The organism is Bacillus sp. A01H (genome assembly GCF_045277205.1).
GTDB classification, from domain to species: Bacteria; Bacillota; Bacilli; order Bacillales; family Bacillaceae_G; genus Bacillus_A; species Bacillus_A paranthracis.
The window spans coordinates 4,599,390-4,612,459 of the sequence record NZ_CP117702.1 but is presented as its reverse complement, the minus strand read 5'-3'; the positions used below and the strand labels follow the sequence as shown (position 1 = coordinate 4,612,459).

General features: G+C 35.2%; 10 protein-coding genes and 1 other annotated feature. Of the genes, 9 read left to right on the top strand and 1 reads right to left on the bottom strand.

Features of this window, described 5'->3' with window-relative positions; all coding sequences use genetic code 11:
- Positions 1–116: 116 nt before the first annotated feature.
- From PSR14_RS24455 to srtB, 8 genes are all read left to right on the top strand, one after another.
- Entirely contained in the window at positions 117–806 is a 690-nt protein-coding gene (locus tag PSR14_RS24455; protein ID WP_098487444.1) for a 23S rRNA pseudouridine(2604) synthase RluF, read from the top strand.
- A 108-nt stretch (positions 807–914) separates the two neighbouring features.
- Positions 915–1,170, top strand: a binding site (T-box leader).
- Between the two features lie 117 nt (positions 1,171–1,287).
- Positions 1,288–2,613, top strand: a complete 1,326-nt coding sequence (gene brnQ6, locus PSR14_RS24450; RefSeq protein ID WP_061132074.1) for a branched-chain amino acid transport system II carrier protein BrnQ6 — start codon at positions 1,288–1,290, stop codon at positions 2,611–2,613.
- A gap of 501 nt (positions 2,614–3,114) precedes the next feature.
- On the top strand, positions 3,115–3,840 hold the full coding sequence (gene isdC, locus PSR14_RS24445; RefSeq protein WP_001226889.1) for a heme uptake protein IsdC: 726 nt from the start codon (positions 3,115–3,117) through the stop codon (positions 3,838–3,840).
- A gap of 51 nt (positions 3,841–3,891) precedes the next feature.
- Positions 3,892–6,999 carry an NEAT domain-containing protein gene (locus tag PSR14_RS24440; RefSeq protein WP_406644241.1) on the top strand — a complete coding sequence of 1,036 codons (3,108 nt, stop codon included), beginning with the start codon at positions 3,892–3,894 and terminating at the stop codon, positions 6,997–6,999.
- A 69-nt stretch (positions 7,000–7,068) separates the two neighbouring features.
- Positions 7,069–7,950, top strand: coding sequence for a heme ABC transporter substrate-binding protein IsdE (isdE, locus tag PSR14_RS24435; protein WP_002163510.1), 882 nt, complete (start codon positions 7,069–7,071; stop codon positions 7,948–7,950).
- A 27-nt stretch (positions 7,951–7,977) separates the two neighbouring features.
- Entirely contained in the window at positions 7,978–8,961 is a 984-nt protein-coding gene (locus PSR14_RS24430; protein WP_001036821.1) for an iron ABC transporter permease, read from the top strand.
- Positions 8,951–9,721, top strand: a complete 771-nt coding sequence (locus PSR14_RS24425) for an ABC transporter ATP-binding protein (protein WP_000403755.1) — start codon at positions 8,951–8,953, stop codon at positions 9,719–9,721. The genes PSR14_RS24430 and PSR14_RS24425 overlap by 11 nt, the downstream gene beginning before the upstream one ends.
- Positions 9,722–9,753: 32 nt before the next feature.
- Complete coding sequence (srtB, locus tag PSR14_RS24420) at positions 9,754–10,518, top strand: class B sortase (RefSeq protein ID WP_001086113.1); 765 nt, start codon at positions 9,754–9,756, stop codon at positions 10,516–10,518.
- A 66-nt stretch (positions 10,519–10,584) separates the two neighbouring features.
- Here srtB and isdG read toward each other — a convergent pair whose 3' ends face one another.
- Positions 10,585–10,908: a heme oxygenase gene (gene isdG, locus PSR14_RS24415; protein WP_000587815.1), complete on the bottom strand. Its 324-nt coding sequence runs from the start codon at positions 10,906–10,908 to the stop codon at positions 10,585–10,587.
- 343 nt (positions 10,909–11,251) lie between these two features.
- Between isdG and PSR14_RS24410 the strand changes: the two genes are divergently transcribed.
- Entirely contained in the window at positions 11,252–13,042 is a 1,791-nt protein-coding gene (locus PSR14_RS24410; RefSeq protein ID WP_000230340.1) for a sodium:proton antiporter, read from the top strand.
- Positions 13,043–13,070 lie beyond the last annotated feature (28 nt).

Here is a 13,070-nt window from a genome sequence, read left to right as displayed (position 1 = left end):
TTTTGGTGATTGGGGTTATTTATTTAGTTGTTTTTGCGAAGTAAACGAGCGTCAATCGTGGCATAATGATATTGCCATAGATTGACGCTTTTAATATATATGAAAAGGAATAAGCTATGAAAATCAACCAATACATAAGCGAAGCAAAATCCTGCTCAAGACGTGAAACAGATTGCCTTATTAAAGCTGGACGCGTGGCGATTAACGGCGAAATATGTACGCACGGTGCAATTGTAAGTGATGATGATGTAGTAACGATTAATGGACAGGTTCTTGCAAAAGAAGAGAAAGAAAAGGTGTATATAGCCTTTCATAAGCCAGTTGGTATTACTTGTACAGCAGCTGATCATATTGAGGATAATATTATTGATTATATTAATTACCCTGAGCGTATCTTTCCTGTTGGACGATTAGATAAAGCGTCAGAAGGCCTTATTTTATTAACGAATGACGGTGCGATTGCAAATCAAATTTTACATGGTGATCATGAGCACGAGAAGGAATATGTTGTCACAGTCGATAAACCTTTTACGGACTGGTTTATTGATGAGATGTCCAGCGGTGTAAAGATTAAAGATGGAATGACGAAGCCATGTAAAGTGACGAGAGTGGATCAGTCTACATTTCGCATCGTTTTAACGCAAGGAATGAACAGACAAATTCGTAGAATGAGTCGAGCTTTCGGGTTTACTGTAACAAAGTTAAAGCGAGTACGCATTATGAATATAGAGCTAAATGAGCTTGAAGTTGGAAAGTGGCGGAGCGTTACAGCTGAAGAGTTAGAAATTTTAATAGGGCAGTTATAGGGAGGGGAAATTTTCTCCCTATATTTTTTTGTCAGAAAAAATAAAACTATTGATTTTTTAAAAAATAGCCCATATAATAAAAAACAACAAGTTTCGACAAGATATTTTATAAAAGTAATGATGAGGACATGAGTTGTTTTTTACGATTCTCAGAGAGGGAAGCCTTAGGCTGTGAGCTTCCTAATACGAAAAGACAAGCTTACCACCTCTAAACTTCAAGAGTGAACTGCATACATGATGCATTGTAATTCTTGGCGGATAAAACCGTTATCAATTTACACGAGCTATAAAATGAGCTTATTTTGCTATAAATTCATTTTATTAGAATAAGGGTGGAACCACGATTTCAACACTCGTCCCTTTGTTAGGGACGGGTGTTTTTTGCGTTCTTTTACGGGGAAGTATGCTTGAAAGAGGATATATGACGGATTTTAATTCAGAATATTTTGTTAATTTATAATTATGTAGGAGGTTAGTAGAAATGAAATCATCTTTAAAGTTTTCTGAGATGTTTGCAATAAGTTTAATGTTATTTGCACTATTTTTCGGTGCGGGTAATATGATTTTTCCACCAGCATTAGGACAAGGCGCTGGAACAGATGTATGGATCGCGCTATTTGGTTTTGTCGTAACAGGCGTTGGATTGCCTTTATTAGGAGTTATCGTTATAGCTTTAAAGGGAGATATTAATGAGCTAGCAGGGCGTGTACACCCTATATTCGCACTAGTTTTTATTACTGCAATTTATTTATGTTTAGGCGTATTCGTAAGTGTGCCGCGTACAGGAACGGTTGCTTATGAAATGAGTGTTGCACCATTTTTACCAAGTGAAATAGCTGGTCAATCGTATCCACTTGTTATCTTTACATTTATTTTCTTTGCTCTCACTTTCTATTTAGCTTTAAACCCATCAAAATTAGTGGGCCGCATCGGTAAAGTATTAACTCCGATTTTATTAGCTGTTATTGCAATTATTGTAGGTAAAGCACTTATTACACCAATGGGTGAATTTGGTGCACCGACAGAAGCATATAGTGCTCCGCTATTTAAAGGTTTTATTGACGGATATTTAACTTTAGATGGACTTGCAGCACTTGTATTCGGAAATGTTGTAATTCATGCGTTAAAAGAAAAAGGTATTACAAATAAAAATAGCATTGCAAAAGTAACAATTTTTGCAGGATTTATTGCAGCACTTGGTTTACTACTCGTTTACTTAGCGCTTGCTTATCTCGGAGCTTCTAGTGTCTCTCTTGGAATGGGAGCAAACGGCGGAATTATTTTAACAAACGTTGTAAATCATTTATTCGGTAGTTACGGAACTTTATTATTAGGAATCGCAATTTCAGCAGCATGTTTAACAACTTCAGTAGGGATTGTCGCAGCTTGCGGAGAATATTTCTCTTCTTTATTACCGAAGCTTTCTTATCAAAAAGTTGTTTTCATTTTCTGTGTATTAGCATTTATGGTAGCGAATCTTGGTTTAACTCAGTTAAATGCATTAGCATTACCAATCTTAATCGCAATTTACCCAATTGGTATCGTGCTAATTATATTATCACTGGTTGAAAACTATATTCGTCTTCCTTTAGTCATGTATGTAGGTGGTATTGTAGGAGCATTCATGATTAGCTTCTTTGATGGATTACACAATGCAAATCTTGAGATTGCAGCATTAACACCAATTTTAAATAAAATTCCATTATATAGTGTTGGGATTGGTTGGTTCGTTCCTGCTCTAGTAGGTATTGTAATTGGATATGTCATTTCATTGTTTCAAAAGCAAGAAGTTGCTGTAGAAAAATAGAGAAAAGAGGCTTTCTATGAAAGAAAGCCTCTTTTTTTTGTAGAAAAAGCCACATATAAGGAAATTCAGATATTTAAAGTTTTATACGTAATATAGTTGACAAAAAAATTATGAGTAGGCTAAGATTGACTTAGTTGTGGAAATATTGGAAGGAAAGTGAGGAGTGAAAGGTATAAGGTTTTCTATAACAATATTATTTTTGTAGATAGAGGTGATCAAGTAGGAAGATGGATAGTTTTATTTTTTTTGAGATTCATTGAGAATGATAATCAACAAAATAAATAGAGACTTATGTTAAAATAAGAATCGCTCTTTATAAAGAATAGAGAGGGATATTATTTTTAACATGAATTGAGAATGATAATCAATTATATCTGTATTACATAAACAAATTACAATTAAATAAGGATAGAAGATTATTATTTTTTTCTAATATAATGAGAATAATTATCATTTTCAAAAAAGTATGGATGAAAGATAAACAAGGAGGAAGTAAACCAAATGAGAAAGATTTCTGTATTACCCGCTTTTATTATAACGTTCGTATGTATGCTAGCTTTTCTTATCATGCCATATGGGAAAGTTTCAGCACAACTAGCTGACGGTACGTATGATATTAACTATGTCATTCAAAAAGCGGAAAATGATTCAGCTTCAATGGCAAATGATTATTTTGAAAAACCAGCTAAGCTAATTGTGAAAAATGGTGAGATGAGAGTGCAAATCCCGATGAATCATAGTGCTTGGATTACAGAATTTAAAGCACCTGAAAACGGGAATTTTGTTGATGCAAAAGTAGTTAGCAAGGACGAGGCTGCTGATAAAAGAACGGTTGAATTTAAAATTGATGATTTATCAAAACCATTAGGAGTAAAAATTCATGTTGTCGTACCAAGTGCAAACTATGACCACCACTACACAATTCGTTTTGCTTTTGATGCAAATGTAAAAGCTGTAGGTGGAGATAACGGCGCGGCTACTACAACAAAAAACAATGATCAAACGAAAACAGGTACACAAGTTAAAGAAGAGAAAACAAAAGTGGAGAATAAAGAAACAACAAAAGAAGCGAACAAAGAAACAAATAAAGATACAAAAAATGAAAATGGTAAAGCTGAAAAAACAGATAATCCTAAAACAGGCGATGAAGCACGTATCGGATTATTTGCGGTGTTAATTCTTATTTCAGGTGTTTTCTTAATTCGTAACGTGAAGTTTAGTAAATAAATAAAAAGGAGCGTTATTTCATTGAACAGGTATCTTAAGATTGTTGTTGCTATGTTTTTAATGATATTTACATTCGTATCAACACTACAACCACTTGCAGTTCAAGCAGCTACTCAATTAGCTGACGGTGAATACTCAATCGGTTTTAAAGTTCTTAAAGACGCATCGGATGAAGTATCCATGATGAATGAATACTCTGTAAGTCCAGGAACTTTAAAAGTGAAGGATGGGAAAAAGAAAGTGTCCTTTACATTAAAAAATAGTTCATGGATTACGAAATTTGAAACAGACAAAGCAGGTCAACTTGTTGAGACAAATGTAATTAGTGAAGATAAAGAAAAAGATACAAGAGTAGTAGAATTCGATGTGGAAGATGTAGAGAAGATATTAAATGCGAAAGTAAAAGTAGATATTGATTTTCTGAACTATCATCATGAATATGATGTTCGTATTGCATTTGATCAAAATAGCATTACACCAATTCATGTAGAAAAACCAGATGAAAAAGAGGACCCAGCTAATAAGCCAGATCCAAATGAAACTACGGATCCAGGTCAGAAGCCCGACCAAAAGCCTGACCCAGATCAACAACCAAATTCTAACACAATTGAAGATGGTGCGTACAGCATTCCTTTCAAAGTGTTAAAAGATCAAACAGATGAAGAATCTAAAATGAATAGTTACATGGAAAATCCAGGAGTATTGAAAGTAGAAAATGGTAAGAAAAAAGCGGTTGTAACGTTAAAAAGTAGCTCATTAATTAAAAATTTCCAAACGGAAAAAGATGGTGCATTTGTTGATGCAAAAGTAGTGAGTGAAGATAAAGAAAAAGATACAAGAGTAGTAGAGTTTGAAGTAGCTGATTTATCGAAAAAACTTAATACAAAAGTATTTATTGAGATGGCATCAAGAAATTATAAACAAACGCATGACGTACAACTTGTATTTGAACAAGACAAATTGGAAGCTATTAAAAGTGAAGATAAACAACCAGACGGAGACAAACAACCAGACGGAGAGAAACAACCAGACGGAGACAAACAACCAGACGGAGGTAAACAACCAGACGGAGACAAACAACCAGACGGAGGTAAACAACTAGACGGAGACAAACAACCAGACGGAGAGAAACAACCAGACGGAGACAAACAACCAGACGGAGAGAAACAACCAGACGGAGACAAACAACCAGACGGAGATAAACAACCAGACGGAGACAAACAACCAGACGGAGATAAACAACCAGACGGAGACAAACAACCAGACGGAGATAAACAACCAGACGGAGACAAACAACCAGACGGAGACAAACAACCAGACGGAGGTAAACAACCAGACGGAGACAAACAACCAGACGGAGGTAAACAACCAGACGGAGACAAACAACCAGACGGAGATAAACAATCAAACGTAGATACCATTAAAGATGGTGAATACAGTATTGGTTTTAAAGTATTGAAAGATAAAACAGAAGAAATTTCAATGATGAATACGTACACGAAGAGTCCAGGGGTATTAAAAGTGAAAGATGGAAAGAAATATGTATCCTTCACATTAACGAATAGCTCATGGATTACAAAGTTCGAATTTGAAAAGAATAATTCATTTGTTGATGCAAGTGTATTAAGTGAAGATAAGAAAGCTGATACACGTGTAGTAGAAGTGGAAGTAGCTGATTTATCTAAGAAACTAAATGCAAAAGTGAAAGTAGATATTGATTCAATGAATTATCACCATTTCTATGATATTCAATTTGCATTTGATAACGATAGTATTCAACCGTTAGACAACCAAGGTGGAAACAACAATCAAGGCGGAAGTAACGACCAAGATGGAAACGATAACCAAGGCGAAAATGACAACCAAGGTGGAAACAACAACCAAGGTGGAAACAACAACCAAGGCGAAAATGACAACCAAGGTGGAAACAACAACCAAGGTGGAAATAACAATCAAGGCGAAAATGACAACCAAGGCGGAAATAACAACCAAGGTGGAAACAACAACCAAGACGATAACACAGCAATTGATCCAAACGCTCTTAAAGACGGTGAATACAGTATCGGTTTTAAAGTGTTAAAAGATAAAACAGAAGAAATTTCAATGATGAACACATATACGAAGAATCCAGGTGTATTAAAAGTGAAAGATGGAAAGAAATATGTATCCTTCACATTAACAAATAGCTCATGGATTACGAAGTTTGAGTTTGAAAAGAATGGTGCGTTCGTCGATGCGCAAGTATTAGGTACAAATAAAGAGAAAGATACAAGAGTAGTAGAAGTGGAAGTAGATGATTTATCGAAAAAGTTAAATGCAAAAGTGAAGGTAGATATCGATGCAATGAATTATCATCATTTCTATGATATTCAATTTGCATTCGATAAAGGAAGTATTAAAGCTTTAGGTAACCAAGGTGGAGATACTAACCAAGATGGTAATGGTAATCAAATCGGAAGCGACAACCAAGGTGGAAACGACAACCAAGATGGAACGAATAATCTAAATGAAAACCCAACAGTTGATCCGAAAAATTTAAAAGATGGTCAGTACGATATTGCTTTTAAAGTGTTAAAAGATAAGACAGAAGAAATTTCAATGATGAATCAATATGTTGTAAGTCCAGCAAGATTAACAGTGAAAGATGGCAAGAAGTATGTTGCAATGACACTGAAAAATAGTGACTGGATTACGAAATTCCAAACAGAAAATAATGGTGGATTTGCAGATGCAAAAATAGTAAGTGAAGATAAGGCTGCCAATACAAGAGTCGTAGAATTTGAAGCTAATGATTTATTTGCAAAATTAAATGCAAAAGTAAAAGTAGATATCGATTCAATGAATTACCATCATTTCTACGACGTACAAATTCAATTTGATACGACGAAGATTGGCGCTGTAGGAACGGTAAAAGAAGAGCCAAAGAATGAACCGAAAAACCCAGTAACTACACCAAAAGTAGATAATGTAAAAACAGTAGGAACTCCTGATTTTAACCGAAATGCAGATGGTAAAAAGAAAAACGAAGCTACAAATAATGATTCGAAAAAAGAGAAAAACTCAAAAACTGCAGATACAGCACAACTTGGTTTATACATGATGTTACTGCTAGGTTCACTTGCTTTACTAGTTCGTAAATATAGAGCAGGTAGATTGTAATTTTTGGAGTCTTGATGCATGTTCGCGTGCATCAAGACTTGTTTCATATTGTTTGGAAAGGAGTGGTGATTGAGAGTGAGGAAAATTGCAAGTGTACTAATGGCTATCATTTTATTAGTGAGTATAGCTGGGTGCTCATCACCTAAAAAAGAAACTGCGAAGCAAGTAAAGAGTGAAAGTAAAGAGCGAATTGTTGCAACGACAGTCGCTGTTACTGAAATTATGGATGTGTTAGAAGTAGATTTAGTTGGTGTTCCAACTAGTTCTAAAACCTTACCGAAGCGATATAAAGGTTTACCTGAAGTCGGGAATCCGATGAGTCCTGATATGGAAAAAGTAAAGTCGTTAAAGCCGTCAGAAGTATTATCCGTGACAACACTTGAATATGAATTAAAGCCAGTGTTTGACGGTGTAGGTATGAAAGCAAATTTTGTGGACTTAACTAGTTTAAAAAATATGCAAAATTCCATTAGTAATTTAGGTAAGCAATATGGACGCGAAAAGCAGGCTGAAGCAGTTGTAACGAAGTTAGATAAAAAGGTTGCTAGCATTCAAAAAGAAGTAAAAGGAAAGAAAGAACCGACAGTGCTTATTTTATTAGGTGTACCGGGGAGCTATTTAGTAGCAACTGAGCATTCCTATATTGGTGATTTAGTGAAACAACTAGGTGGTAAAAATATTGTACAAGGTGAACAAGTAGAATATTTAGCTTCTAATACAGAGTATTTAAAGAAAGCTGATCCGGATATTATTTTACGAGCAGCTCATGGTATGCCTGATGAAGTTGTAAAAATGTTTGATAAAGAATTTAAAACAAATGATATTTGGAAACACTTCGCTGCAGTTAAAAATAATCGTGTTTACGATTTAGAAGAGCGTTTATTTGGAACGACAGGAAATTTAGCAGCAATCGAAGCTTTAGATGAATTGAAGAAAATGATGTATCCGTGATGCATTTTCATATAAAGGAAGAGTGAAATGAATAAAAAAACTTGGAGTTTCTTCATTGTTACTGTATTGCTTATTGTTATGACGTCATTGTCAGCGATGAAAGGGAGTTTAGAGGTTGGTATCGTTGACCTTGTACAAGGGATATTTACAGGGGCAAATGAAGATGTTGAGGTCATTAAAGATTTACGTTTCCCGCGCATTATTATTGCACTGTTCACTGGGGCGGCTCTTGCTGTTTCTGGTGTTCTTTTTCAAGCTGTAATGAAAAATCCACTTGCCGATGCTGGGGTAATCGGTATATCTTCAGGAGCAAGTTTTATGACACTTGTTATTATTACGTTATTCCCGCAATTCTTTTTCTGGACACCAGTATTCGCCTTTTTAGGTGGTGCGTTTGCGTGTTATCTCGTTTATGCCTTTTCATGGAAGTCAGGGTTAAGTCCACTTCGTATTATTTTAGTTGGTATAGCTATTAATGCGATGTTTACTGGATTAAATGAATCTTTCATTACGATTTGTGGATATTTCATTAAGAGTATTAAGCAAACGACGACTTCTAATATAACGATGAAGACGTGGGGCGATGTAGAAATAATGGTTACGTATGGAACAATTGGTTTGGTTCTTGCACTGTTTGTAGGAGCTTGGTGTAATTTATTATCGCTACAAGATAAGACTGCGAAAAACTTAGGTTTGCACGTGACGAGAGTTCGTCTTATTATTTCTGCTATTGCAGTACTCTTAGCTGCAGTATCAACAGCGATTGCAGGTGTTATTGCTTTTGTAGGATTACTCGTTCCGCACATTTCAAGGCAATTAGTCGGTTCAGATCATAAAGTATTAATTCCATTTTCTGCTCTTGCAGGAGCGTTATTAATTTTGACGGCGGATACGATTGGAAGGTTAATTGTACCACCTAACGAAATTCCGGCGGCGACGATTATGGCAGTTATTGGTGGCCCGTTCTTAATATTCTTGCTTAGAAAGAGTGATAAAGTTCATGGAAATTAAAAATGTAACCTTTTCATACGATAATGTAACAAATCGTTTAAAGTCTGTTAGTAGTGAAATAGAGATTGGGAAAATTACAACAATCATTGGTCCGAATGGTTGCGGAAAATCAACATTACTTGGTGTTATGTCTAGAAATCATGCTCCTAATAGTGGGGAAGTAATACTTGATGGAAAAACGATTAGTGAGTATAAACCGAAAGAGTTTGCTAGAAAGTTAGCTGTTGTCCATCAACAAAATGAGGCGCCAGCAGATATTACAGTGGAAAAACTAATAAGCTTTGGGCGTATGCCATATAAAAATGTTTTTTCTTCGCAAACTGATGAAGATAGAGAAGCAATTGAGCGTGCACTAACATGTACAAATTTGCAAAGTAAGCGTGAAAAGCCAATTCATGCTTTATCGGGCGGAGAGAGACAGCGAGTTTGGATCGCGATGACATTAGCTCAAAGTACACCAATGCTTTTCTTAGATGAACCGACAACATATTTAGATATTTATTATCAGCTAGAAATATTAGAGTTAGTGAAAGAGTTAAATGAAGTGTATGGATTAACGATTGTGATGGTACTACATGATATTAATCAAGCCATTCGTTATAGTGATCATATTATCGTTATGAAAGATGGGGAAATTGTTACGAAAGGTAATCCTAATGAGGTAATAACAGAAGAAATGGTTAAAGCAATATATGGTGTAGATGTCGTTGTAAAACAAGACGAAGATACAGGGTTATACATGGTACCAATGGGAATTTAAAGGCTGGGCATAATCCGTTTTGAGGTGATAATTTGAATAGTAAGAAAGAACGGAAAAAGAATTCTTTTTTTCAACGAATACTTACAATTGTATTTTTAGGAATCTTTTTCTATTCAATGTATGAATTGGGTGGGATTTTCATGGATTATTATGAAAATCGTAAAGTAATGGCTGAAGCGCAACATATTTATAAGAGAAGTCCAATGGAAGAAAAATCAGAAGATGGGGAAGTACGTAAACAGTTTCAAGCTCTCCAAAAAATTAATCCAGAAATAGTGGGATGGATTACGATGGATGATACACAAATCAATTATCCAATCGTTCAAGCGAAGGATAATGATTACTATTTATTTCGTAATTATAAAGGCGAGGATATGAGAGCGGGAAGTATTTTTATGGATTATCGTAATGATGTGAAATCTCAAAACCGAAATACTATTTTATATGGTCATCGTATGAAGGACGGTTCTATGTTTGGAAGTTTAAAAAAGATGTTGGATGAAGATTTCTTCATGTCCCATCGTAAATTGTATTACGATACATTATTTGAAGGATACGACGTTGAAGTTTTTTCAGTATATACGACAACGACGGACTTTTATTACATTGAAACGGATTTTGAAAGCGATGCAGCGTATACAGCATTCTTAAAGCAAATTCAAGATAAATCCCTTTACAAAACGGATACGAAATTGACGGCTAATGATGAAATTATAACACTTTCTACATGTGACTATGCACTTGATCCAGAAGCAGGAAGATTAGTCGTACATGCGAAACTAGTAAAAAGACAGTAAATAAAAAAGTATAGAATATGAGAAGTGGTAACGCTTCTCATATTCTATACTTTAAAAAAACAGTTTTTACTGTGCTGCAGCCATTGGCATACGTACAACTTTTACATCATAGTAAGAGATTTTATTATCAAGAATATAATCTGGCATTCCGCCTTGATGGGAGTGAGCAGCTTTAAATGCTGGGCTCTTTGTCCAACCTTGGAAATCTTCTTTTGCATTCCAGCGCGTGCTAATTGTTACCTCGTCATAATCAACTGTATTTTGCGTTAGAAGAACTTCTAATCCTAAAAATCCTGGCATTGTTTCGACTTGACCTACTTTATTAAAACGATCAATTAATTTATGTCCATTTCCCTTTGTAATTTTAGCTGTATTTGTAACAATAATCATGTTTATTCCTCCTATAAGTTGTAGCCTTTATTTTCGAGAATTCATATACATTAAATGATAATGAAAATCATTATCATCGTCAATGGTAATCTTAAATTATGATAATATTTTTAATCCCGCTATTTGTTGGGCAGTAAGCCCCCCACCTCAAAATTTAGCGAAAGCGAAGAAGTTAGGTGGAGGGCGGGCTGATTAAAGTTTCACTTTATGTAGTATAATATCCTCCTGTTGACTATATATTTAACTTAGTTATATATTATGCAAATAGAATCAATCGAAAATATATAGAAGTAAAGTATGGTTTATACTTTGCTGTCGCAATACTATGAACAAGGAGGGCATTATGGTTGAATCACTTTTACTTAGTATCGTTATTATTATTACATTAGGTATTGCTTCACAATGGACTGCATGGCGCTTTCAGCTTCCTGCGATTGTTGTTATGGCAGTTGCTGGATTATTAATTGGTCCGGTTTTCGGTATTATTAATCCAAAAGAGGTGCTTGGAGATGTTTTTAGTCCACTCGTATCACTCTCTGTTGCGATTATATTGTTTGAGGGTAGTTTAAGTTTAGATATACGTGAACTGAGGGGGCTATCAAAACCAGTATTTCGTATCGTTACGTTTGGTGCGTTTATCGCGTGGATTGCTGGCTCGCTTGCAGCTCATTACGTCGCTGGATTAGATTGGGCGGTTGCATTTATTATTGGAGGACTTTTTATTGTGACAGGTCCAACGGTAATTATTCCGTTGTTACGCCAAGCGCGATTAAAACCAAGAACAGCTGCAATTTTAAAATGGGAAGGGATTATCGTTGATCCATTTGGCGCTTTGCTTGCTGTATTCGCCTTTCAAATTGTAAATTTCTTAACGAAAGAAAATGTACAATTACATACGTTGCTGTACTTCTTTGCAGGTTCATTATTTGCAATGGTACTCGGTTATGTATTTAGTATTTTTATGAGCTATATGATTTTAAAGGGAAAAGTACCAGAATATTTAAAAGCCCCAATTTTGCTAGTTACGGTACTGTTATGTTTTGGCATTGCGGATGAAGTGATGCATGAAACAGGTATGCTAGCTGTGACAGTAATGGGGATTACGCTTGCGCGGATGAAAAAATATATTTCTTCTATCGGTGATATTCGTCATTTTAACGAAAATATTTCTGTGCTACTAACGTCGACTGTTTTTATCATATTAACAGCATCCCTTCCAAGAACAACGATTATGGAGATTTTCAGCTGGCCTATTATAAGCTTCGTACTTATGATGCTATTTGTTGTACGCCCTTTATCGATTTGGATATCGACAATCGGCACAGAGTTAACAAAAGCAGAACGGGCGCTAGTTGGCTGGATTGCGCCGCGAGGTATTGTTGCATTAACGGTTTCAAGTTACTTTGCGACGGAGTTATTACAAGAAGGTTATAAAGATGCTTCTATATTAACGGCACTTACATTTGCACTCGTTATTACGACCGTTTGTGCTCATGGATTTTCAATTGGATTTTTAGCGAAAAGATTGGGATTGGCGAATACGGAGCCACCGGGAATTTTAATTTCAGGTGCGAGTACATTCTCATCTGCTTTTGCATTGCACTGTAAAGAGATGGGTATTCCGAGCTTAATTGTAGATGTATCAGAAGAGCATTTGCAATGTGCAAAGGGGAAAGGGCTTAATACATATAATGGCCAAGTACTTTCTGAACAATTACAATTTGAAGTTGATATGAATCAGTACGAATACTTAATTGCAGTTACAGATACGGATTCTTATAATGTATTAGTCGCAAATACATACGTACCGCAGTTTGGACATCATAATACATTTTTACTTCCAATCCATGATGTGGAAAAGATTGAACAAGAACGCATTTCCCTTTCGAAAAAAGCTCATTTACTGTTTGGTCAAAATGAAATTTATGAAGAATTAAATAGAAAAATTGAAGATGGTTATACGTTTAAAACGATACAAGTTGCAGAAGAACAAAAGATTAATAAAGAAGAAATCGATTCAGAGGATTTAATACTATTTATTCGCCATAGAGATGGTAGTCTTACTTTTTCAACATTGTATAAATATATAGCTGTTATGCCAGGGGATGAGCTAGTTGTACTAGCAAAGCAATAATATGGTATAGTGAAACGAGGCTGTTTTT

Coding starts and splice junctions, on each gene's coding strand:
- PSR14_RS24455 (WP_098487444.1), top strand. CDS start 117: ATGAAAATCAACCAATACATAAGCGAAGCAAAATCCTGCTCAAGACGT.
- brnQ6 (WP_061132074.1), top strand. CDS start 1,288: ATGAAATCATCTTTAAAGTTTTCTGAGATGTTTGCAATAAGTTTAATG.
- isdC (WP_001226889.1), top strand. CDS start 3,115: ATGAGAAAGATTTCTGTATTACCCGCTTTTATTATAACGTTCGTATGT.
- PSR14_RS24440 (WP_406644241.1), top strand. CDS start 3,892: ATGTTTTTAATGATATTTACATTCGTATCAACACTACAACCACTTGCA.
- PSR14_RS24430 (WP_001036821.1), top strand. CDS start 7,978: ATGAATAAAAAAACTTGGAGTTTCTTCATTGTTACTGTATTGCTTATT.
- PSR14_RS24425 (WP_000403755.1), top strand. CDS start 8,951: ATGGAAATTAAAAATGTAACCTTTTCATACGATAATGTAACAAATCGT.
- isdG (WP_000587815.1), bottom strand. CDS start 10,908: ATGATTATTGTTACAAATACAGCTAAAATTACAAAGGGAAATGGACAT.
- PSR14_RS24410 (WP_000230340.1), top strand. CDS start 11,252: ATGGTTGAATCACTTTTACTTAGTATCGTTATTATTATTACATTAGGT.